The sequence below is a fragment of the Saccharopolyspora antibiotica genome (assembly GCF_047200635.1).
Lineage (GTDB): Bacteria > Actinomycetota > Actinomycetes > Mycobacteriales > Pseudonocardiaceae > Saccharopolyspora_C.
Genome location: NZ_JBJZOI010000023.1, coordinates 1 through 20,913, shown reverse-complemented (window position 1 = coordinate 20,913; position 20,913 = coordinate 1). Strand labels below are relative to the sequence as shown.

Sequence of the window (20,913 nt, the reverse complement as noted above, 5' to 3'; positions counted from 1 at the left end):
CCGATCGGCCGCGCCCGCCGTGCGCGGATCTGGCGATCCGAAGCGCCCGGGCGGGGCCGCGGCCGCGCGAGCTCCGGAAGCCCGGGGCGCCACAGCCCGCTCCAGGAGTCCCGAACGGCGCGGAAGTGGCGGGGGACACACCCCGCGAGGGCTTGAGGTGGCCGCGGCGGCCGGGTGTGCGCTGGGGCATCCGAGACCCAGCCCCAGGAGGAGCACGATGGCACTCCCGCCGCTCATCACCGCCCAGGAGTTCTTCGGGCTGCCCGCGCGGAGCCGAGCCCGGATCTCCCCGGACGGCACGAAGGTCGCCTACCTCGCGCCCTGGCGGGACCGGCTCAACGTCTTCGTGCGCGACCTGGATTCGGACTGGGCCGACAGCGACGGCGGACCCGCCGCCGAGCGCGTCACCTCCGACGAGCGTCGCAGCATCGACACCTTCTTCTGGGCCGACGACTCCCGCCACCTGCTGTTCCTGCAGGACTCCGACGGCGACGAGAACCACCACCTGCACCGCGCCGACCTGTTGGCACCCGGTGAACCGGCGGTCGACCTGACTCCGTTCCCCGGAGCCCGCGTGCTCGGCGCGCACTTCCTCCCGGGTCGTCCGGGCACCGCGCACGTGGGGTTGAACGCGCGCCGACCGGACCTCGCCGACCTGCACGAACTCGACCTCGTCACCGGCCGGCTCACCACGCTCGTGGAGAACCCGGGCGACGTGCTCGACTGGCTGCCGACGTCGCGGGGCGAGCTGTTCACCTTCTCCCTGGACGACGACGGTGACCACCTGCTCGAGAACTGGAACGGCGGCGACCGCCGCCCCATCGCGCGGTTCTCGGGCCACGATCACCCGCTGGCCGTGCTCCCGCGCGCCCTCACCCCGGACGGAACGGGGCTGTGGATCGGGTCGTCGCGGGACTCGGACCGCACCCGGCTCGTCCGGGTGGACCTGATGACCGGGGAGCAGTCCGGAGTGGACAGCCACCCCGTGCACGATCTGGACACCCCGCGTCCCGAGGCGGACCCGCGCTTCCCCTCCTCGCTGATCCTGCACCCGGCGACCGGGGAGCTGCTCGGCGCGCGCTACCTGGGCGAGCGCCAGGTGATCCACGCGCTGCACCCGGACTTCGCCGAGGTCCTGCCGAGGCTGGAGGAGCTCTCCGACGGCGACCTGGGCCACGTCTCCTGCGACGCGACCGGAACTCGCTGGGTGGTGGACTTCACCCACGACCGCGATCCCGGTGTCACCTGGTGCTACGACCACGGGACCGGGCGCGCTCGACGGCTGTTCCGGCCCTGCCCGTGGCTGGACCCGGGGCAGCTGGCCCCGGTCACCCCGATCACCGCGACGGCCCGCGACGGGCTGCGCGTGCCGTGCCACCTGACCCTGCCGGTCGGCGTCGAACCGCGCGGGCTGCCGACGGTGCTCCTGGTGCACGGCGGGCCGTGGTACCGCGACAGCTGGGGCTACGACCCGGAGGTGCAGCTCCTGGCCAACCGCGGCTACGCCGTGCTGCAGGTCAACTTCCGCGGCTCCACCGGCTACGGGAAGGCCTACACCCGCGCCGCGATCGGTGAGTTCGCCGGGCGCATGCAGGACGACCTGCTCGACGCGGTCGACCACGCCGTCGAGCGAGGGTGGAGCGACCCGGACCGGGTCGCGATCTACGGCTGCTCCTACGGCGGGTACGCCGCGCTGGTCGGCGCCGCCTTCACCCCGGATCGCTTCGCGGCCGCGGTCAGCTACACGGGCATGTCCGACCTGCCCGACCTGGTCCGCTCGGTGATCCCCGCGGCCCGGCGTGGCGTCCAGAACTCGTACCTCCGCTACATCGGTGACCCGGACGACCCGGTGCAGGAGGCCGACATGCTCGCTCGTTCCCCGATCAGCCGGGTCGAGGACGTTCGCGCGCCGGTGCTGCTCGTCCACGGGGCCAACGACGTTCGCGTCGCCCGCCGCCACTCCGACCGGATCGTCAACGCGCTGCGCGCTCGCGGCGCGGAGGTGGAGCACCTGCTCAACGAGCGCGAAGGCCACTGGTTCATCAACCCGGACAGCAACGTCGAGCTCTACCGCACCCTGGAGCGGTTCCTCAGCCGTCACCTGGGCGGCCGAGCGGAGCCGTGACCCGCCGGGCCGCTGCGGGCTGCGATGCTTGCCCGCGTGGAGCTGAACGGATCCCCGGTGCGCCCGGAGCACCTCGAGGTGCTGGCCCTGACGAACTACGGGCACTTCACCTCGATGCTGGTCGAGGGCGGCAGGGTGCGCGGGCTGCACCTGCACCTGCGCCGCCTCGCCGGGGACTGCCGGGCGCTGTTCGGGGTCGAGCTCGACGAGGAACGGGTGCGGGACCACCTCCGCCGGGTGGTGTCCGATGTGGACTGTCCGGTCGTGGCGCGGGTGACGATCCACGACCCCGCGCTGGACCTCGGCTCGATCGGCGCGGACGCGGAACCGGCCGTGCTCGTCACCACCCGGCCGGCGCCGCGCGGTGCTCCGGCGCCGTTGCGGTTGCGCTCGGTCCCGCACCGGCGCGAGGAACCGTCGATCAAGCACGTGGGCCTGTTCGGCGCGATGCGGCACCGCCGCCTCGCGCGGCGCGCTGGGTTCGACGACGTCCTCTTCCGGAACCTCGACGGCACCGTCTCCGAGCTCGCCACCTCCAACATCGGCTTCGTCCGCGGAGACCGGATCGTGTGGCCGCGCGCGGAGGTCCTGCCCGGCGTGACGATGGCGCTGCTCCGCGACGCCCTCGGCGAGCCGGACGTGGAGGAGCCGCTGACGCTCGCGGACCTGGCCGGGACGGAGGCGGCGTTCGCCACGAACGCCGCCACCGGGATCCGCCCGATCCGCTCCGCCGACGACGTCGTGTGGCCCACCGCGCACCCCGGGCTCACCGAGCTGCGCGAGCGGTACGAGGAGATCCCGGGCGAGGCGGTCTAGCGCCGGATCCCCACCGCCGCCCACGTGTTCGCGACCGGTGCCGCCGCGTCCGCCTCGGTGTCGGGGCGCCACCGCGTGACCGGGACGGCTCCGGGATCGAGGATCTCGTAACCGTCGAGCAGTGCGGACGCCTCGGTGATCGGCCGGGGGAACACCGGGGTCGAGGTGCGCTGGTAGATCGCGAGACCGAGGTCGACGGTGTCGGGGGCGAGGTTCTCGATCGTGGTGTGCGAGAGCGCCAGGATGCTGCCCGGGACGCAGGCGTCCCGGTAGGTGGCGAGGACGCGTCCGGGAACCTGGTCGTCGCGCACGAAGTGCAGCACGCTGATCGCGAGCACCGCGACCGGCCGTGCGAAGTCGAGCAGGCCCGCCACCCCGGGGGCGTCGAGCACGGCCCTCGGATCGGTGAGGTCGGCCTGGGTGACCGTGACCCGCCGCTCGTCGCCGAGCAGCCTGCGGGAGTGCGCGACGGCGATCGGTTCCCGGTCCACGTAGGCGATCCGGGCCGCCGGGTCGAGCCGGTGCGCGATCTCGTGCACGTTGCCGACCGTGGGCACGCCGGAGCCCAGGTCGAGGAACTGGTTCACGCCCTGGTCCAGGCAGAAGCGCACGGCCCGGCTGAGGAACGCCCGGTTCGCCCGCGCGGTGGTGGCCACGCTCGGCAGCACGCGCAGCTGCTCGTCGGCGGCCGCTCGATCGACGGCGAAGTTCGCCGAACCGCCCAGGTAGTAGTCGTACATCCGGGCCGCGCTGGGCCCGCTGGTGTCCGGTTCTCCGGTGAGTCCGGGCTGGTCGGACTGGCGCTCCGGTGCCACCGGAACCTCCTCTGCTGGGGGGACGAGCACCCTGGAGTATGCGCGGTCGCCGGACGGAGCGGAACCGGGTGATCACGGCCCGGCCCGGCACCGCTGCGGGCGGCGACGAGCACGAGCACCGGGAGCCGCGCGGCGCGAAGCGGATCGCTCGGGGGAGGTCTCGCCCCGGTGGTGATCAGGTGTGGAAGACGAGCTCGTCCGCCTGCGCGAGCCCGGAGCGCAGGGCAGCCCGCTCGGGCTCCGGGAGGTCGTCGGGGAAGCCGGGCCCCGCCGCGCGCGCCAGCACCATCAGCTTCTTGGCGATGCCGCGCGCCTGGGTGGCCCGGATCCGCGGGGTGGCCAGCGCCGCGCGGGAGTCGGTGATCAGCCGTCGGTAGCGGTGGTTGAGCGCGGCGCGCTCGTCGAGGACGTCCAGCGCGGTCGCCAGGCGGGACAACTCGGCCGTGGGCACCTGCTCTTCCGACACGCACCGGAGCGTAGTCCGCCCGTCCGCCGACGAGGCCGGGCGGCGGAGCAGCGCCCGCCCGGAGCGGCCAGGCGGCCGACCGAGGGGACCCGGCCGATGGCGGGACGGCGCGACGGGCCGAGGTCGCGCGCACGAGGGCGAGGTGGTGGATCCCGAGGCGACCTGCGGGCAGCTGGCCACCTGCGCCGGCGGCCGGGGGTGCCGCTGCTCCCCGCCGGGGACCAGCGGGTGCTTGGTGCGCGGGACGCTGGTGACCCGAACGGGCCGGCGCGGTCGGTGATAATGATCACTAGGCGGCGCGCCAGCCGCTCCAGCGCTCCACCCGGACGACGATCAGGTCGAGCCGGGGCGGGTGGTGCCGGTACTGCTCGTACTTCGCGGTGAGCGCACCGACCAGCTCCGGGTGCCGCTCGGCCGGACGGACCTCCGCGCGGCCGTCGGCCCGGGCCCACCACAACTGCTCCCAGTCCGCCGAGTAGTGATCGACCAGCAGCGCTACCTGGGGATTCCGCTCGATGTTGCGGAGCCGGCGCAGCGCCGTGGTCGACTTCGGCTTGTGATCGACGGCGGTCACCAGCACGTCGCCGCGCACCGCGAACGTCACCGGGACCAGGTGCGGTCGGGCCTCCGGGTCGGCCGTCGCCAACCGCGCGACCGCGGCCTGCTGGAACCAGTAGCGTGCCTGCTCGTGGCTGATGCGCATGGCGTCGTCCACTCCGTACCGTCGAGCTGTGCGAGCAGTATCCGAACCAGGATCCGACAACGTCGTCGGTCCCAGCTACGCGGAGCACCGGCATTGGCTCCGCTACCAGGAGTTCTTCCCCAGCGGGCTCAGCCTCGACGTCACACCGGGCGGAGAACCGGTCGGCGGGTCGTTCCCGGCGGAGAGCTGGTGGCCCTGGCGGGGCAGACAGGTGCACCTGGACCGGATCGCGCGGCCGGACGCTCCGGCGAAGGTCATCGCGCTGCACGGCATCGGCGGGTACGGGCGGATGCTCTCGCCCTACGGCAGGCTGCCCGCGCTCGCGGACCTCGAATTCCTGGCGCCGGACCTGCCGGGGTTCGGGCTGACCTCCCGCGGCGTGCGGCCCGCGACCTACGAGAGCTGGCTGCGGTGCGTCACCGACCTGGTGGCGGCGGAACGGCGAGCGGACGAGCGCCCCGTCGTCCTGATGGGCGTGGGGTCGGGAGGGCGACTGGCCTACGACGTCGCCGCGCGCGCCGGTGCGGACGGCTCGATCGCGGGGGTGGTCGCGACCGGGCTCGCCGATCCGCGCCGGGAGGACGTGCGCCGGATGCTGGCGACCACGCCCGAAGCGGGTCGCTGGGCGGGGCTCCTCGGGCTGCTGCCCGGGTCGGTTCCGGTGCCGCTGCCGCCGGCGTGGGCACCGGTGCGCTGGCTGGTGAACATCGCGGCGATGTCGAACCACGCGCAGTTCGCCCACGCCATCTGGGCGGATCCGCTGGGCGGTGGGCTCTGGATGTCGCTCGGGTTCCTGCGCAGCCTCATCATCGCCGCGCCCGCGGCCGAGCCCGAGGACTACGCGGGGCCGCCGGTGCTGCTGGCCCATCCGGCGGAGGACCGGTGGACGCCACCGCGGCTGTCGGCGGAGTTCTACGAACGGCTCGGCTCGGCGGGTCGGTTCGCGTCGCTGAACGGGGCGGGCCACCTGCCGACCGAGGAGTCGGGGCTGGCGGATCTCGATCGAGCGCTGCGTGATTACGTGGACGAACTCGGGTTGTGCTGAGTCGTTACTCCGATTGACGGAATTTCGGTCACAGATCGTGTCAAGTGGATACTCTCCGCATGAACGCGATTCGGTTGCTGCGGGCTTTTTCACATCGCGCGGAACGCGTCGCGGGCGACAAGTCGACACCCGGCGCGCGAGGATGTTCCGGCCCGAAGACGCTGGTCAGTTCGATGTTCGCGCAGGTGGGCGGGCTGGTCCACGCCTCGCGAGCCGCCCGGGAAGGGATCTTGACGCCGCGTGCTCGGGTCCTTGGGCCTGGCCAATGGTGCCCGTCGTGAGTCACGATCGGCTGGGCAATCCGGTGCGACATTCGTGTCGCCGGACAGGAGGAGGGTGGATGATCGAGAGTCACCACACCCTCGATCCGGAGGCGACGCTGAACACCCCGCGTCCGCCGGTGCGGGCCGAGGTCGATCCGGCGCGCAGGCGGACGTTCACCGCGTTCTCGCTGATGACCCTGATGGCGGGACTGCTGTTCTCCGGGCTGACCTCGTTCTGGCTCGACTTCCGGTACGACTCCAGCCTGCTCTACATCGGGCCCCTGCTGGCGATCGGCTTCCTCGTCGCCGAGCAGCTCACCATCGACGTCGACGTCAAGCGCGTCGGCTGGACCATCTCCTTCACCGAGATCCCGCTGATCCTCGGGCTGCTGACCGCGCCGTTCGAAGTGGTGCTCGCGGCCAACCTGCTCGCGGGCCTCGGCGCCCAGGTCGGGCGGCGCGCGGCCACGCACGTCGTCTACAACGCCGGCGTGATGTGCCTGGAGATCGCGGTGCCGTTCGCGGTCGCCCGCGCCGTGCAGGGCGCGATGCCGCGGGAGGCCCCGGACTGGTTCGGTCCGGTGCTCGGCACCCTCACCTCCCCCCTGATCAGCTGCGCGTTCGCGCTGGCCGCGCTGAGCGTGCTCGGCGGGGCGATGCGGATGAGCGCCGCCGGGCGGCTCTCCGTGCGCACGCTGGCCGTGGGCCTGCTCAACACCTCCGTCGGCCTGATCGGCTACGAGGTCGCCAAGAGCACCCGCTGGGGCTGGCTGCTGGTGGCGCTCGTCGCGGTCGCCGTCGTCGGCCTCTACCGGGCCTACTCCGGTCTGCTGCGGGAGCAGCGCGACCTGGAGGCGCTCAGCGACGTGAGCCTCAGCGTGGCGCGGTCCGGGCAGGCCGCAGTGCGCAACCCCGAACCGGAGGACGACACCACCTCGGTCACCGAGTGGGAACCGGTCGCGGAGCGCATCCGCGAGCAGCTCAACGCGACGCGGGTGGTGCTGCGCCTGCGCCTCGACCCGCGCGGCGAGGTGAGCACCCTGGTCGCGGGCGAGCCGCTGCCGGAGGCGGCCCGGCTCGCCGGCCCGCACGCGCTGCGCGACGACCCGCTGCTGCAGCTGCCCGGCAGCCACGTCCGCTCCTTCCGCACGCTCGAAGCGCCCGACGAGGTGCGCCGCGCGCTGCGGATGCGCGGTGCCTACGAATCCCTGGTGGTACCGCTGCGCGGCGCCAGCCAGCTGCTCGGCGCGGTGGAGGCGCACGACCGGGTCAGCCGGTGGCGCGGCTTCGGGCGCGCCGACGTGCGGCTGCTGCACACCCTGGCCAGCCACCTGGCTACCGCGATGGACAACCGGCGGCTGCTGGCCAGGCTGCGCCACGACGCCTACCACGACCTGCTGACCGGTCTGCTCAACCGCGCGGGCTTCCGAGAGATGGCGGCCGAGGAGCTGCGGGCCGGGCGCACCGCCGTGGTGGTGCGCGTCGACCTGGACCTGCTCACCACGGTCAGCGAGGCCCTCGGCTACGCCTGGGGCGACCGGATCGTGGTCGCGGCCGGGCAGCGGATGCTCGGCGAGCTGGGAACGGAGGTGCCGCTCGCGAGGCTGGAGGCGAACTCCTTCGCCGTGCTGCTCACCGACCGCACCGAGGAGCAGGCGCAGCAGGTGGGCGCCCGGCTCTGCGAGGTGATCGGCGAGTCCTACCCGCTGGACCGGTTGGTGGTGGAGGCGGGCGGCGTCGCGGGCTTCGCCTCCTCGGCGCCCGCCGACGCGGACGCCGAGAACGACATCGACACGCTGCTGCAGCACGCCGACGTGGCGGTGCGGGCGGCGCGCAACGGCAAGGACGTGATCCGCGGCTACGCCCCGGCGATGGGCCAGGTGTTCCTGCGCCGCTTCCAGCTGGTCACCCAGTTCCGGCAGGCGCTGGACACCGGGCAGGTCGAGGTGCACTACCAGCCGAAGGTGGCGCTGCCCGGCAGGCAGGTCGTCGGAGCCGAGGCCCTGGTGCGCTGGTGGCACCCCGAGTACGGCCGCCTCGATCCGGACGAGTTCGTGCCCGTGGTGGAAGCGACCGGTCTGGTCGACGCGCTGACCTCCTTCGTGATGGAGCGCGCGCTGATCAAGGTCCGGGAGTGGATGGACCGCGACCTGCGGATGTCGGTCGCGGTGAACCTCTCGGTGCGCAACCTCAACGACGAGTCCTTCCCGGACCGGGTCGCCGAGGCGCTCCAGCGCCACGACGTCCCCGCTGAGCTGCTCACCTTCGAGCTCACCGAGTCCTCGGTGATGGAGGAGCCGGAGCGCTCCATGCCGGTGCTGCGGCGGCTGCACGCGCTGGGCGTGGTGCTGGCGGTCGACGACTTCGGCACCGGCTACTCCTCGCTGGCGTACCTGCGGACCTTGCCGGTGGACGAGGTCAAGATCGACAAGAGCTTCGTGCTGGGGATGGGCACCGACCTCAGCGACATGGCGGTCGTGCGCACCATCGTCGAGCTCGGGCACTCCCTGGACCTGGTCGTGGTCGCGGAGGGCGTCGAGGACGACGCGGCGAGGGACCAGCTCGTCGGGATGCGCTGCGACATCGCGCAGGGCTACCTGATCTCCCGTCCGCTGCCGGAGGACCGGCTGGAGGCGTGGTTGCAGGCCCGGACCGTGAAGGCCCGGGGCGCCAAGTCCGAGACCGTCCTCACACTCGTGCACTGATCGTCCGGAGCGCGCCGCTCCACGCGTCCGGGCCCGTTCCGCGGTGGCTGAGCTGGGACTTCCCCGAAAGGGGACCCCCGGTGCGGGGCTCCCGGGGCGGGTGTGTAGAGTTCTAATCGCTCCGCAAGGACATGCCCCAATAGCTCAGTCGGCAGAGCGTCTCCATGGTAAGGAGAAGGTCTACGGTTCGATTCCGTATTGGGGCTCGGAAAACAGTCGCGGTGCTCGGGGATCTGGGTGCTGCGGCTGTTTTGCATGAGGTAACCTCGGTGAAGAACCTGACAGGTTGTCCTCGGCGGTGTAGCTCAGTCGGTAGAGCAAGCGGCTCATAATCGCTGTGTCGTCGGTTCAAGTCCGGCCACCGCTACCACTTCGGTTCGCCCACGCTGGTCGAGCGAGCCTCCTAGGACGCAGTACGAGAGAGGAAGGGCACCTCCGTGGCCGCCACCGACGTTCGCCCCAAGATCACCTTGGCCTGCGAGGAGTGCAAGAACCGCAACTACATCACCAACAAGAACCGGCGCAACGACCCGGACCGGTTGGCGATGAAGAAGTTCTGCTCCCACTGCGGGACGCACCGCACTCACAAGGAGACCCGCTGACACCAGCGCTCCAGTCGAACTCGGAGAACCCGCCCGGCGCTCGCCGCGGCGGGTTCTTCGCGTCTGGTGGCGTTCGCCCGCGCGTCGATCTGTAGCCTGCGTTCGTGCCGCTAGACCAGTCATTCATCGGACGTGAGTACCCGCCCACGGAGCCCTACGAGGTGGGCCGGGAGAAGATCCGCGAGTTCGCCGACGCGATCAAGGACACCTCCCCCCTGCACCGGGACGCGGCCGCCGCGCGCGCCGCCGGCCACCCGGACGTGATCGCGCCACCCACCTTCGCGGTGCTGCTGTCGATGCGCGCGCACGACGCCGTGGTGGCCGACGAGGCGCTGGGCCTGGACTACAGCAAGGTCGTGCACGGCAACCAGCGCTTCACCCACCACCGGCCCATCCGGGCGGGGGACGTGCTGCGCACGGTCGTCGTGGTGGACGACATCAAGGCCCGCGCGGGCAACGACTTCCTGACGGTGCGGGCCGAGATCGGCACCTCCGAGGGGGAGCCGGTCTGCACGGCGATCTCGACGCTGGTCGCGCGCGGCACGGCGGAACAGGGGGAGCAGGCATGACGGTGCGGTGGTCCGAGGTCGCCAAGGGCGACGAGCTCCCGGCGCTGGAGGTCGCGGTGACCCGCGAGGACCTGGTGCGCTACGCGGGCGCCTCCGGGGACTTCAACCGGATCCACTGGAACGAGCGGTTCGCCACCGAGGTGGGCCTGCCCGACGTGATCGCGCACGGGATGCTCACGATGGCGCTGGCGGGGCGCCTGGTCTCGGAGTGGACCGGCGATCCGGGCGCGATCATCGACTACGGGGTGCGGTTCACCCGGCCCGTCGTGGTGCCGGACGACGGCATCGGCGCGCGGGTGGAGCTGACCGGCAAGGTCGCCGCGGTCAACGAGGACGGCACCGTGAAGGTCTCCATCTCGGCCCGCAGCGGCGACCAGGGCGTCCTGGGCGGCGCCAGCGCGATCGTCCGCCCCCCGCGGGGCTGATCGGCGCCCTGCGCCGCGTCCGCCGGGATGCGGGCGGCGAAACCGGCCGCCACCGGCATCCCGGCGGCGGCCGGTTTCGCGGGGAGTCGCTCAGCGGGCCTCGCGCAGCAGTTCGGCCATGCGGCCCACGCCCTCGGCGAGGTCCTCGTCGCCGAGCGCGTAGGACAGCCGGAAGTAGCCGGGCGTGCCGAAGGCCTCCCCGGGCACGACCGCCACCTCCGCCTGGTCGAGCACCAGTTCGGCGAGCTCGGTGCTGGTCCGCGGTCGGACGCCGCGGATCTCCTTGCCCAGCAGCTCCCGCACCGACGGGTAGGCGTAGAACGCGCCCTGCGGCTCCGGGCAGGTCACGCCGGGGATCTCGGAGAGCATCCGCACGATGGTGCGCCGCCTGCGGTCGAACGCGGCGCGCATCTCGGCGACGGCGTCCAGCGGCCCGCTCACGGCCTCCAGCGCGGCCCGCTGCGACACGTTGGCCACGTTGGACGACAGGTGCGACTGCAGGTTCGTCGCGGCCTTGATCACGTCCTGGGGGCCGATCATCCAGCCGACCCGCCAGCCGGTCATGGCGTAGGTCTTGGCCACGCCGTTGAGCACCACGCAGGTCTCGGCGAGCTCGGGCACCTCGGCGAGGATCGAGGAGTGCCGCGCCTCGCCGTAGACGAGGTGCTCGTAGATCTCGTCGGTGACGACCCAGATGCCGTGCCGCAGCGCCCACTCGCCGATCGCCTTCACCTGCTCCGGCGGGTAGACCGCGCCGGTCGGGTTGGACGGCGAGTTGAACAGCAGCACCTTGGTGCGCGGGGTGCGGGCGGCCTCCAGCTGCTCGACGCTCGCGAGGAAGCCGGTGCTGTCGTCGGTCGGCACCACGACCGGGGCCGCCCCGGCGAGGGTGATGGCCTCCGGGTAGGTCGTCCAGTACGGCGCGGGCAGCAGCACCTCGTCGCCCGGGTCGAGCAGGGTGGCGAAGGCCTGGTAGACCGCCTGCTTGCCGCCGTTGGTGACCAGCACCCGGCTCGGCTCCACGGTCACCCCGGAGTCGCGCAGCGTCTTCTTCGCGATCGCCTCGCGCAGCTCCGGCAGCCCGGCCGCCGGGCTGTAGCGGTGGTTGCGGGGGTCGGAGCAGGCCGCGGCGGCGGCCTCGACGATCGGGGCCGGCGTGGGGAAGTCCGGCTCCCCGGCGCCGAAGCCGATCACCGGTCGCCCGGCGGCCCGGAGCGCCTTCGCCTTGGAATCGACCGCCAGGGTCGCGGACTCGCTGATCCCCCCGACGCGGGCGGAGACCCGGGACGGCGGCGTGGTGGGCTGGGACTGCTCTGCTGGTGTGGCCATGACGGCATCTTCGCAAAGGTGCCGGAGCTCGGCGGCACGCTCCCCGCCTGGGCTTCTCCGGTTAGCCGGACGCGCGTGCGGCGGTGGGGGGAGCGTCCCGTACACTTCCCGTCTTGGGATGCCGGTGAACCCGCACCCGAGCTCGACAGCGGTCGAATTCGGGCGTGGCGTATCGTGTGTTCCGTCGCGGCCGACGGCCGCGAAGGGGTGTAGCTCAATTGGCAGAGCAGCGGTCTCCAAAACCGCAGGTTGCAGGTTCGAGTCCTGTCACCCCTGCGTCGATGCACACGGTGAGCGGAGGATGCAGGCGTGAGCGACGACCGCGAGCAGGGGCCGGACGAGCAGCAGGACAAGGCTGCTCAGCCCTCCAGCGCCGCCGCACGACGCGAGCGCCGCTCCTCCCGTGCTTCCGCCCGGCAGGGCGGTGATCGGGCGGGCGGACCGGACTCCGGTGCCACCCGCACGACCGAGTCGAAGGGCCGGCCGACTCCGTCACGGGACGGCCGGAAGGGTCGGGTCTCGCCGTTCCGCAAGGTGTGGCGCTTCCTGCGGGAAGTCGTCGCCGAGCTGCGCAAGGTCATCTGGCCGACACGCCGGGCACTGATCACCTACACGCTCGTGGTGCTCGTGTTCGTCAGCATTCTGGTGGCGTTCGTGGCCGGTCTGGACGTGCTGTTCGCCAAGGGCGTGCTCTGGTTGTTCGGCTGAGCGCGCCACGGCCCGCGGCGAACAGCGGGCCGCTGTCGCGCCATCGACCCGGCGCATAACGCACGAGAGGAAGCGAGACCCACTGTGACCTCAGCAGGAGACGGGACCTCCCAGGAGGACCGGGAGCTGACCGGCCGGACAGGTGCGTCGGCCGAGGCCGAGGCGTCGACCGGAGCCGACGAGGTCGACTCCGCTCGCGGCGCCGACTCCGTCGAGGACACCGGTTCGACCGCCGCCGAGTCCGGCGAGGAGGCCGCGGCCGCCGAGTCCGCCGCGGACAGCGACGAGTCGGAGACCGCCGAGTCGGAGTCCGACGCGGACGGGACCGAGGAGACCGACGAGGAAGCCGAGGCCGAAGAGGTCGAGGTGGACCCGGTCGAGGAGCTGCGCGCCGCGCTGCGCCGCGCCCCGGGCGAGTGGTACGTCGTGCACTCGTACGCCGGTTACGAGAACAAGGTGAAGACGAACCTGGAGACCCGCGCCCAGACGCTGGACGTCGAGGACTTCATCTTCCAGGTCGAGGTGCCCACCGAAGAGGTCACCGAGATCAAGAACGGCCAGCGCAAGCTGGTGCAGCGCAAGGTGCTGCCCGGTTACATCCTGGTGCGCATGGAGCTCAACGACGCTTCGTGGAGCGCGGTCCGCAACACCCCGGGCGTCACCGGGTTCATCGGTGCGACCTCGCAGCCCTCGCCGCTGAGCATCAACGACGTGCTGAAGTTCCTCGCGCCGCAGGCGGAGAAGGAAGCCAAGCCGGAGGGCAGGAAGTCCGCGCAGCCCGCTGCCGCGGCGAAGCCCTCGGTCGAGGTGGACTTCGAGGTCGGCGAGTCGATCACCGTCATGGACGGCCCGTTCGCGACGCTGCCGGCGACGATCAGCGAGGTCAACGCCGACAACCAGAAGCTGAAGGTGCTGGTTTCGATCTTCGGCCGGGAGACGCCGGTCGAGCTGTCGTTCAACCAGGTTTCCAAGATCTGACCGGTTCCCCGCGCGTCCCGCGACGGGTCGAAGAGGGGATTCCGGCGGCCGCGGCAGGACCAGGCAGGACCTGCCGCGGGGAACGGGCGAAGCCACCGTCGTGGTCCCCGCCCGTGCCCGGCCCGTGCTCGGGTCGGGCGAACGGACACCGAAAGACACAGGAAGCTAGAGATGCCGCCCAAGAAGAAGAAGCTCGCAGCGATCATCAAGCTGCAGATCTCGGCAGGCCAGGCCAACCCGGCTCCGCCCGTCGGCCCGGCGCTGGGTCAGCACGGCGTGAACATCATGGAGTTCTGCAAGGCCTACAACGCCGCCACCGAAAGCCAGCGCGGCGACGTGGTGCCGGTCGAGATCTCCGTGTTCGAGGACCGCTCGTTCACCTTCGCCCTCAAGACCCCGCCGGCGGCGAAGCTGCTGCTCAAGGCCGCGGGTGTGCAGAAGGGCAGCGGTGAGCCGCACAAGACCAAGGTCGGCAAGATCACCGCGGACCAGGTTCGCGAGATCGCGCAGACCAAGATGGTCGACCTCAACGCCAAGGACATCGACCAGGCCTCGAAGATCATCGCCGGCACCGCCCGGTCGATGGGTCTGACCGTCGAGGGCTGACGAACCCGGCACTGTGGGAGGGCTCGCGCAGCCCTACGCGACCACGACTGATCCACCATGAAGGACAGGGAATGACTAAGCGCAGCAAGGCATATCAGCAGGCCGCCGAGCTGGTCGACCGCGCGCGGCTGTACGCGCCGCTGGAGGCCGTCGAGCTGGCCAAGAAGACCGCCAAGGTCAAGATGGACCCCACCGTCGAGGTGGCACTGCGGCTGGGCGTCGACCCCCGCAAGGCCGACCAGATGGTCCGCGGCACCGTGAACCTGCCGCACGGCACTGGCAAGACCGTTCGGGTCATCGTGTTCGCCACCGGCGACAAGGCCGCTGAGGCCGAAGCCGCGGGTGCGGAGGCGGTCGGCTCCGAAGATCTGATCGAGCGAATCCAGGGCGGCTGGCTCGATTTCGACGCGGCGATCGCCACCCCGGACCAGATGGCGAAGGTCGGCAAGATCGCGCGCGTGCTCGGCCCGCGCGGGCTCATGCCGAACCCGAAGACCGGCACCGTCACCCCGAACGTCACGAAGGCCGTCTCCGAGATCAAGGGCGGCAAGATCAGCTTCCGGGTGGACAAGCAGGCCAACCTGCACCTGGTGATCGGCAAGGCCTCGTTCGACACCGCGCAGCTGGTGGAGAACTACGCGGCCGCGCTGGACGAGATCCTGCGTGCGAAGCCCTCCACCTCCAAGGGCCGCTACGTCAAGAAGGTCACCTTCACGACGACGATGGGCCCGGGCATCCCGGTGGACCCGGGCGCGACCCGGAACCTCACCGAGGCTCCTGCCTGATCCGCAGTTCGCAGCGAGCGGGCCGTCCCATTCCGGGGCGGCCCGCTTTCGCGTCTCAGGAGCAGGAGACGGGCTCGTAGTTGTCGATCTGCCAACCGCCGTCGGGCTGCTTGCTCATCGAGAACTTCCCCAGCGGCGGGCCGCCCGAGACGCGCAGCGAGCAGGAGTCCACCAGGGCCTGCGTGCCGGTGAGCTGGATGACGTCGTTGGTGAACCCGGGGCTGCCGAAGGCGTTCGGCTCGGTCACCTGGGCGCGCGCCCTGCTCGCGGCGGTGGCGCAGTCCCCGCTCTGGAAGTGGTAGGCGAACGCGGACTTGCCGGTTTCGGTGAACAGCGCGCAGGCCTGCTCGGGCTGGTGGGCGATGTAGCCGTAGAAGGCGCGGATCACCCGCTGCGGGGACTCCGGCGTCACCGGCGCCGCCTCCTGCGGCACCCCTCCGGTGCCACCGCCTCCCCCTCCGCCGCCGCCCGCGCCGAAGTAGTGCTGGACCGCCCAGCCGAGCAGCAGCAGGAGCAGCACGAGCGCCACGGCCAGGAACAGCAGCCGACGCGCCAGCGGGCGCACGACCGACCAGATGACGCCCAGCGCCTTGCGCCACAGCGGCCGGCGCTGGGGGCGCGGCGGCTCCGCGGGCGGTGCGGCCCCGGCCGGTGGTGGTGGCGCGGCTCCGGGGGCGGTGCCCTGGCCGCGCTGCCACTCCTGGAACTTCTGGAACTCCAGGAACTGCTGGTACTGCCGGAACTGCTCCTCGTCGGCGGGCGGGCTCGCCGGGCTGGCGCGCGGGCCGGGCTGGACGTCGACCAGCTCCGCGTCCACCACCTCGGGGGTGTTCGGCGTCGGCTCCGGGCGGGGGGATCGGTCGTCGCGGTGCGACTCGTTCGGGTCGGCCACGCCTGACATCTTGCCGTGCCGGGCAAGCGCGGAGATCGACGCGCGGGGTACCGGTGCTGAGCAGCGGGGGTGGCCGTCCGGGGCGCCGGGGGTTCGAGTACGCTGGCGGCAGTTCCACCCAAGACCGCTGGTCTTCCTCGCCTCGTGCGGGGAACGAAGGTCCCGTTGCGATGCGGGCGGCCCGCGCAGGAGGACGTGGCGGCACCCGAGCGCTCCGCAGCGCCGGTGCTGATGATCGCCCCGTGCCTGCTGCGCCGGGGCGTTTTTCGTCTCCTCGGGATCCTCACACCGGCGACGAATCCGCAGTTCGCGGATTCCGAGTCGTCAGAAGAGAGGAGGCGAAACATGGCAAAGCCGGAGAAGGTCGACGCGGTCGACGAGATCGCGGGCCGGTTCACCACCGCGACCACCGCTGTGGTGACCGAGTACCGCGGGCTGTCCATGGCGCAGCTGGGCCAGCTGCGCACCGCCCTCGGCGAGGGCACGACCTACCGGGTCGCGAAGAACACCCTGGTCAAGCGGGCCGCCGAGCAGTCCGGGGTCGAAGGCCTCGACGACCTGTTCGTCGGCCCCACCGCGATCGCCTTCATCGAGGGCGAGCCGGTGGACGCGGCGAAGGCGCTGCGCGACTTCGCCAAGGACAACCAGGCCCTGGTGATCAAGGGCGGCTACATGGACGGCCGCGCGATCTCGGTGTCCGAGGTCGAGCGCATCGCCGACCTGGACTCCCGCGAGGTCACCCTGAGCAAGCTGGCCGGTGCGCTGAAGGGCAAGCTGACTCAGACCGCTGGTCTGTTCGCCGCCCCGGCCTCGCAGGTCGCTCGCCTGGCCGCCGCGCTGCAGGAGAAGAAGGGCGCCGAGTCGGACTCCTGATCCGTCCCGGCCCGGAACGCTCCGCGCGCGCCGGGATCCCGCCCGCACATCGCACCCGCTCGCCGAGGCGAGCGCAGATCTGAAAGGAACGTCGTCATGGCCAAGCTGAGCAACGACGAACTGCTGGACGTCTTCAAGGAAATGACGCTGCTGGAGCTCTCCGAGTTCGTCAAGCAGTTCGAGGAGACCTTCGACGTCACCGCCGCCGCCCCGGTCGCGGCCGTGGCCGCCCCGGCCGCCGGTGCTGCCGCCGAGGTCGAGGAGCAGGACGAGTTCGACGTCGTCCTCGAGGACGCCGGCGACAAGAAGATCCAGGTCATCAAGGTCGTCCGCGAGGTCGTCTCCGGTCTGGGCCTGAAGGAGGCCAAGGAGCTCGTCGAGGGCGCCCCGAAGGCCATCCTGGAGAAGGTCGACAAGGACAAGGCCAACGAGGCCAAGGCCAAGCTGGAGGAGTCCGGCGCCAAGATCTCCCTGAAGTGATCTCGCACCGCCCGGATCTCCGGATCCGGGCGGTCGGCGCTTCCGCCGCCGCGAACGATCGGATCACGATTCGACGCAGCGGAATCGGTACACCCGATCCGTTCGCGCCCACCGGTTTCCGGTGCGAGTCGAACATCGCGCGGCACGAGAAGGCGGGCACCCACCGCGGGTGCCCGCCTTTTCGCGTTCCGTGCAATTTTCATTGATTTTTTCGGTCTGCGGAAAGAGGAATCCGGACAGTTCGGAACGGTTGGCGCCGAGGTCTGGGAATCCAAGTGAACTCGTGAGTAACCTGTGCGCGGCTCGCTCGTTGTCCAGGTGTGATGATCCTGACCTCGGTTAGTCGGGTCACATATGCGAGGCTCCCCGTCCGGGTGCACTGCTGCACCGGGCGGCGTAAAGCCGGCGAAACGCGGCCAGCGAAGGAACGCGGAGGTACCGGATGGGTGTCGAGGTCAGGGTCGAGGGCTTGTCCAAGTCCTTCGGCGCGCAGACCATCTGGCGCGACGTGACGCTGACGCTGCCCACCGGTGAGATCAGCGTGCTGCTCGGTCCCTCCGGCACCGGCAAATCGGTGTTCCTCAAGTCCTTGGTCGGTCTCCTCAAGCCCGAGCAGGGCTCGGTGATCATCGACGGGGTCGACGTCTGCGACTGCTCCGAGAGCAAGCTCTACGAGATCCGGAAGTTGTTCGGCGTGCTGTTCCAGGACGGCGCCCTGTTCGGTTCGATGAACCTCTACGACAACATCGCGTTCCCGCTGCGCGAGCACACCCGGAAGAACGAGTCCGAGGTGCGGCAGGTCGTGATGGAGAAGATGGAGATGGTCGGCCTCATCGGGGCCGAGACCAAGCTCCCCGGGGAGATCTCCGGCGGTATGCGCAAGCGCGCCGGGCTGGCCCGGGCTCTGGTGCTGGACCCGGAGATCCTGCTGTTCGACGAGCCGGACTCGGGGCTGGACCCGGTGCGCACCGCGTACCTGAACCAGCTGATCGTGGACCTGAACGCGCAGATCGACGCGACCTGCCTGATCGTCACCCACGACATCAACACCGCCCGCACGGTGCCGGACAACATCGGGATGCTGTTCCGCCGCAACCTGGTGATGTACGGCCCGCGGGAGGTCCTGCTGACCTCGACCGAGCCGGTGGTGGAGCAGTTCCTCAACGGCCGCCGCCAGGGCCCGATCGGGATGAGCGAGGAGAAGGACGCCGGCCAGGCCGCCGCCGAGCTCGCCGAGCTGCGCGGGGAGTCCGGGGTGCCGCAGATCATGCCGCAGCTGGAGGTCACCCCCGGACTGCCGGAGCGCACCGCGGTGCGGCGCAGGCAGGACCGGGTGATGGCGAACCTGCACACGCTGACCCCGGCGGCGCAGCAGGAGATCCTCAAGAGCCTGTCGCAGCAGGACCGGGAGCACTACGGGGTGCGTGCCGCGACGGCCCCGGCGATGAGCGGTTCGCTGGCGCGGACCGAGGTGGCGCGGGTGCCGCGGCAGGCGGCGCCCCAGGACCCGGCGCCCCAGGACCCGACGCCCCAGGACCGGGTGGCCCCGGCGCCGGAGCGGGGCGAGCGGCCGACGACTCCGCAGGCCCCCGCGGCCGCCCAGGAGCCGGACGCGCCCCGCGGCCGCGGTCCGTCGCGCCCCTCGCCCCGGCCGCGTCCGCGGCCCGGGGACCAGCCGTTACCGGGCGGATCGCAGCCGGACGAGGAACCGGTGAGCGCCCGCCGCCGCTGGTTCGGACGCCGCAGAGGTGGTGAGCAGTGAGCGCACCGCCCACGCGGTCGCGGGGGAGCCGCGCGCGCTCCTTCCCCGGTGCGGGAGGACTGCGCGAGACGGGCCGGCTGTTCGCGCTGGCGCTGGACGTGGTCCGGCACATGCCCAGCAGGCCGTTCCAGTTCCGCGAGTTCATCCAGCAGTGCTGGTTCATCGCCAGCGTGACCATCCTGCCCACGGCCCTGGTGGCCATCCCCTTCGGCGCGGTGATCGCGTTGCAGCTGGGCTCGCTGACCCGGCAGATCGGCGCGCAGTCGTTCACCGGTGGCGCGAGCGTGCTCGCGATCATCCAGCAGGCCAGCCCGATCGTGACGGCGCTGCTGATCGCCGGAGCCGGTGGCTCGGCGATCTGCGCCGACCTCGGCTCCCGCAAGATCCGGGACGAGATCGACGCGATGGAGGTGCTGGGCGTCTCCGTCGTGCAGCGCCTGGTGGTCCCGAGGGTGCTCGCCGCGATCCTGGTGGCGGTGCTGCTCAACGGCATGGTCAGCGTCGTCGGCGTGCTCGGCGGCTACTTCTTCAACGTGATCATGCAGGGCGGGACGCCCGGCGCCTACATGGCCAGCTTCAACGCCCTCGCGCAGCTGCCGGACGTGTGGATCTCCGAGCTGAAGGCCCTGATCTTCGGCTTCCTCGCCGGGGTCGTGGCCGCCTACCGCGGGCTCAACCCGCCGCCGGGCCCGAAGGGCGTCGGCGACGCGGTCAACCAGGCCGTGGTGATCACCTTCCTGTTGCTGTTCGCGGTGAACTTCATCCTGACCACGATCTACCTCCAGGTCGTGCCGCCCAAGGGGATGTGAGCGGTCGTGACGACGATGACGCAGCGCGCGAAGCGGCTGGCCAGGCGGCCGCTGGAGCTGCTGGACGACCTGGGCGACCAGATGTCGTTCTACCTCCGGACGCTCGCCTGGATCCCGAAGTCGGTCACGCGGTACTCCAAGGAGACCCTGCGGCTGCTGACCGAGGTCAGCTTCGGCAGCGGGGCGCTGGCGGTGATCGGCGGCACGGTCGGCGTGATGATCGGCATGACGCTGTTCACCGGCACCGTGGTCGGCCTGCAGGGCTACGCGGCCCTGAACCAGCTGGGAACCTCGGCGTTCGCCGGGTTCGTCTCGGCCTACTTCAACACCCGCGAGATCGCGCCGCTGGTCGCCGGGCTGGCGCTGTCGGCGACGGTCGGCTCCGGGTTCACCGCGCAGCTGGGGGCGATGCGGATCTCGGATGAGATCGACGCGCTGGAGGTCATGGGGGTCCCGAGCCTGCCGTACCTGGTGACGACGCGGGTGATGGCCGGGTTCGTCGCGGTGGTCCCGCTCTACGTGCTCGGCCTGCTGACCTCCTACCTGGCGGCGCGCACGGTGACCGTGCAGCTCTACGGGCAGTCCGCGGGCACCTACGACCACTACTTCAACCTGTTCCTCCCGCCGGAGGACGTGCTGTGGTCGTTCGGCAAGGTGCTCATCTTCAGCGTCGTGGTGATCATGACGCACTGCTACTACGGCTACCGCGCCAGCGGCGGTCCCGCCGGGGTGGGCGTCGCGGTGGGCCGCGCGGTGCGCACGGCGATCGTGACGACCGCGCTGCTCGACTTCTTCCTCAGCCTCGCGATCTGGGGCACCACGACGACGGTTCGGATCACGGGATGAGTACTCGCAACGCGCTGTTCACGGTGCGGCGCAGGCTGCTCGGCCTGTCGCTGCTGATGGTCATCGTGCTGTTCTTCGGCTTCTCCATCGCCACCTACCAGCGGACCTTCGAATCCACCGTGGACGTGGTGCTGGAGGCGGCGTCCACCGGCAACCAGCTGATGCCGGACTCCGACGTGAAGGCGCGCGGCATGGTCATCGGCCGCGTCTCGGAGATCCGCGCCGTCGACGGCGGTGCCGAGTTGCGGTTGGCGTTGGATCCGGAGGAGGCGTCGTTGTTGCCGGCGAACGTGTCGGCGCGGTTGTTGCCG

Annotated in this window: 22 protein-coding genes and 3 tRNA genes; 20 read left to right on the top strand and 5 right to left on the bottom strand. The window is 71.5% G+C overall.

Annotated features, from left to right (window positions below):
- The first annotated feature begins 217 nt into the window (after nt 1–217).
- A complete protein-coding gene (locus tag ACL03H_RS19265) occupies nt 218–2,125 on the top strand; it encodes a S9 family peptidase (RefSeq protein WP_412812666.1) in 1,908 nt (635 codons plus the stop codon).
- Nucleotides 2,126–2,161: 36 nt separating this feature from the next.
- Nucleotides 2,162–2,941: an aminotransferase class IV family protein gene (locus ACL03H_RS19260; RefSeq protein WP_412812665.1), complete on the top strand. Its 780-nt coding sequence runs from the start codon at nt 2,162–2,164 to the stop codon at nt 2,939–2,941.
- Here the strand turns inward: ACL03H_RS19260 and ACL03H_RS19255 are convergent.
- The 3 genes from ACL03H_RS19255 to ACL03H_RS19245 all read right to left on the bottom strand — a co-directional run bounded on the left by ACL03H_RS19255 (nt 2,938) and on the right by ACL03H_RS19245 (nt 4,925).
- Nucleotides 2,938–3,756, bottom strand: coding sequence for an SAM-dependent methyltransferase (locus ACL03H_RS19255; protein WP_412812664.1), 819 nt, complete (start codon nt 3,754–3,756; stop codon nt 2,938–2,940). The two genes, ACL03H_RS19260 and ACL03H_RS19255, sit on opposite strands and share 4 nt — an antisense overlap.
- Nucleotides 3,757–3,931: 175 nt before the next feature.
- Entirely contained in the window at nt 3,932–4,222 is a 291-nt protein-coding gene (locus ACL03H_RS19250; RefSeq protein ID WP_412812663.1) for a hypothetical protein, read from the bottom strand.
- 289 nt (nt 4,223–4,511) lie between these two features.
- Complete coding sequence (locus ACL03H_RS19245) at nt 4,512–4,925, bottom strand: TIGR03668 family PPOX class F420-dependent oxidoreductase (RefSeq protein WP_412812662.1); 414 nt, start codon at nt 4,923–4,925, stop codon at nt 4,512–4,514.
- A 28-nt stretch (nt 4,926–4,953) separates the two neighbouring features.
- On the opposite strand from ACL03H_RS19245, the gene ACL03H_RS19240 reads away from it, so the two are divergent.
- The 7 genes from ACL03H_RS19240 to ACL03H_RS19210 all read left to right on the top strand — a co-directional run bounded on the left by ACL03H_RS19240 (nt 4,954) and on the right by ACL03H_RS19210 (nt 10,534).
- A complete protein-coding gene (locus tag ACL03H_RS19240) occupies nt 4,954–5,970 on the top strand; it encodes an alpha/beta hydrolase (protein ID WP_412812661.1) in 1,017 nt (338 codons plus the stop codon).
- A 340-nt stretch (nt 5,971–6,310) separates the two neighbouring features.
- A complete protein-coding gene (locus ACL03H_RS19235; protein ID WP_412812660.1) occupies nt 6,311–8,938 on the top strand; it encodes a putative bifunctional diguanylate cyclase/phosphodiesterase in 2,628 nt (875 codons plus the stop codon).
- A gap of 133 nt (nt 8,939–9,071) precedes the next feature.
- Nucleotides 9,072–9,144, top strand: a tRNA-Thr gene (locus tag ACL03H_RS19230).
- An 88-nt stretch (nt 9,145–9,232) separates the two neighbouring features.
- Nucleotides 9,233–9,308, top strand: a tRNA-Met gene (locus tag ACL03H_RS19225).
- A gap of 67 nt (nt 9,309–9,375) precedes the next feature.
- A complete protein-coding gene (gene rpmG / locus ACL03H_RS19220; RefSeq protein WP_358432516.1) occupies nt 9,376–9,540 on the top strand; it encodes a 50S ribosomal protein L33 in 165 nt (54 codons plus the stop codon).
- Nucleotides 9,541–9,644: 104 nt separating this feature from the next.
- Nucleotides 9,645–10,109 carry a MaoC family dehydratase N-terminal domain-containing protein gene (locus ACL03H_RS19215; RefSeq protein WP_412812659.1) on the top strand — a complete coding sequence of 155 codons (465 nt, stop codon included), beginning with the start codon at nt 9,645–9,647 and terminating at the stop codon, nt 10,107–10,109.
- Complete coding sequence (locus ACL03H_RS19210) at nt 10,106–10,534, top strand: MaoC family dehydratase (protein ID WP_412812658.1); 429 nt, start codon at nt 10,106–10,108, stop codon at nt 10,532–10,534. Before ACL03H_RS19215 ends, ACL03H_RS19210 begins: the two co-directional genes overlap by 4 nt.
- A 90-nt stretch (nt 10,535–10,624) precedes the next feature.
- On the opposite strand, the gene ACL03H_RS19205 is transcribed toward ACL03H_RS19210, so the two are convergent.
- A complete protein-coding gene (locus ACL03H_RS19205; protein WP_412812657.1) occupies nt 10,625–11,863 on the bottom strand; it encodes a pyridoxal phosphate-dependent aminotransferase in 1,239 nt (412 codons plus the stop codon).
- Nucleotides 11,864–12,066: 203 nt separating this feature from the next.
- On the opposite strand from ACL03H_RS19205, the gene ACL03H_RS19200 reads away from it, so the two are divergent.
- From ACL03H_RS19200 to rplA, 5 genes are all read left to right on the top strand, one after another.
- Nucleotides 12,067–12,139: transfer RNA gene (locus ACL03H_RS19200), tRNA-Trp, on the top strand.
- Between the two features lie 33 nt (nt 12,140–12,172).
- Nucleotides 12,173–12,571: a preprotein translocase subunit SecE gene (gene secE, locus ACL03H_RS19195; RefSeq protein ID WP_412812656.1), complete on the top strand. Its 399-nt coding sequence runs from the start codon at nt 12,173–12,175 to the stop codon at nt 12,569–12,571.
- A gap of 84 nt (nt 12,572–12,655) precedes the next feature.
- Nucleotides 12,656–13,549: a transcription termination/antitermination protein NusG gene (gene nusG, locus ACL03H_RS19190; protein ID WP_412812655.1), complete on the top strand. Its 894-nt coding sequence runs from the start codon at nt 12,656–12,658 to the stop codon at nt 13,547–13,549.
- Between the two features lie 171 nt (nt 13,550–13,720).
- A complete protein-coding gene (rplK, locus tag ACL03H_RS19185) occupies nt 13,721–14,155 on the top strand; it encodes a 50S ribosomal protein L11 (protein WP_412812654.1) in 435 nt (144 codons plus the stop codon).
- 71 nt (nt 14,156–14,226) lie between these two features.
- Nucleotides 14,227–14,940 (top strand): 50S ribosomal protein L1, encoded by a 714-nt coding sequence (rplA, locus tag ACL03H_RS19180; protein WP_412812653.1) that lies wholly within the window; start codon nt 14,227–14,229, stop codon nt 14,938–14,940.
- Nucleotides 14,941–14,995: 55 nt separating this feature from the next.
- On the opposite strand, the gene ACL03H_RS19175 is transcribed toward rplA, so the two are convergent.
- A complete protein-coding gene (locus ACL03H_RS19175; RefSeq protein WP_412812652.1) occupies nt 14,996–15,832 on the bottom strand; it encodes a hypothetical protein in 837 nt (278 codons plus the stop codon).
- Between the two features lie 345 nt (nt 15,833–16,177).
- Between ACL03H_RS19175 and rplJ the strand changes: the two genes are divergently transcribed.
- From rplJ to ACL03H_RS19145, 6 genes are all read left to right on the top strand, one after another.
- Nucleotides 16,178–16,705 (top strand): 50S ribosomal protein L10, encoded by a 528-nt coding sequence (gene rplJ, locus ACL03H_RS19170; RefSeq protein WP_412812651.1) that lies wholly within the window; start codon nt 16,178–16,180, stop codon nt 16,703–16,705.
- A 96-nt stretch (nt 16,706–16,801) separates the two neighbouring features.
- Nucleotides 16,802–17,185 (top strand): 50S ribosomal protein L7/L12, encoded by a 384-nt coding sequence (gene rplL / locus ACL03H_RS19165; RefSeq protein ID WP_412812650.1) that lies wholly within the window; start codon nt 16,802–16,804, stop codon nt 17,183–17,185.
- Between the two features lie 442 nt (nt 17,186–17,627).
- Nucleotides 17,628–18,947, top strand: a complete 1,320-nt coding sequence (locus ACL03H_RS19160; RefSeq protein ID WP_412812649.1) for an ABC transporter ATP-binding protein — start codon at nt 17,628–17,630, stop codon at nt 18,945–18,947.
- Complete coding sequence (locus tag ACL03H_RS19155; protein ID WP_412812648.1) at nt 18,944–19,756, top strand: MlaE family ABC transporter permease; 813 nt, start codon at nt 18,944–18,946, stop codon at nt 19,754–19,756. The genes ACL03H_RS19160 and ACL03H_RS19155 overlap by 4 nt, the downstream gene beginning before the upstream one ends.
- Nucleotides 19,757–19,771: 15 nt before the next feature.
- Complete coding sequence (locus ACL03H_RS19150; protein ID WP_412812739.1) at nt 19,772–20,602, top strand: MlaE family ABC transporter permease; 831 nt, start codon at nt 19,772–19,774, stop codon at nt 20,600–20,602.
- Nucleotides 20,599–20,913: MlaD family protein (locus ACL03H_RS19145; protein WP_412812647.1), on the top strand; the 315-nt coding region annotated here is incomplete at its 3' end. The genes ACL03H_RS19150 and ACL03H_RS19145, both read left to right, overlap by 4 nt.

Bases quoted from the DNA above. Each gene is read 5' to 3' on its own strand.
- rplA (WP_412812653.1), top strand. From the start codon at position 14,227: ATGACTAAGCGCAGCAAGGCATATCAGCAGGCCGCCGAGCTGGTCGAC.
- ACL03H_RS19245 (WP_412812662.1), bottom strand. From the start codon at position 4,925: ATGCGCATCAGCCACGAGCAGGCACGCTACTGGTTCCAGCAGGCCGCG.
- ACL03H_RS19150 (WP_412812739.1), top strand. From the start codon at position 19,772: ATGACGCAGCGCGCGAAGCGGCTGGCCAGGCGGCCGCTGGAGCTGCTG.
- rplJ (WP_412812651.1), top strand. From the start codon at position 16,178: ATGGCAAAGCCGGAGAAGGTCGACGCGGTCGACGAGATCGCGGGCCGG.
- rplL (WP_412812650.1), top strand. From the start codon at position 16,802: ATGGCCAAGCTGAGCAACGACGAACTGCTGGACGTCTTCAAGGAAATG.
- ACL03H_RS19235 (WP_412812660.1), top strand. From the start codon at position 6,311: ATGATCGAGAGTCACCACACCCTCGATCCGGAGGCGACGCTGAACACC.
- ACL03H_RS19210 (WP_412812658.1), top strand. From the start codon at position 10,106: ATGACGGTGCGGTGGTCCGAGGTCGCCAAGGGCGACGAGCTCCCGGCG.
- ACL03H_RS19205 (WP_412812657.1), bottom strand. From the start codon at position 11,863: ATGGCCACACCAGCAGAGCAGTCCCAGCCCACCACGCCGCCGTCCCGG.
- ACL03H_RS19160 (WP_412812649.1), top strand. From the start codon at position 17,628: ATGGGTGTCGAGGTCAGGGTCGAGGGCTTGTCCAAGTCCTTCGGCGCG.
- rplK (WP_412812654.1), top strand. From the start codon at position 13,721: ATGCCGCCCAAGAAGAAGAAGCTCGCAGCGATCATCAAGCTGCAGATC.
- ACL03H_RS19265 (WP_412812666.1), top strand. From the start codon at position 218: ATGGCACTCCCGCCGCTCATCACCGCCCAGGAGTTCTTCGGGCTGCCC.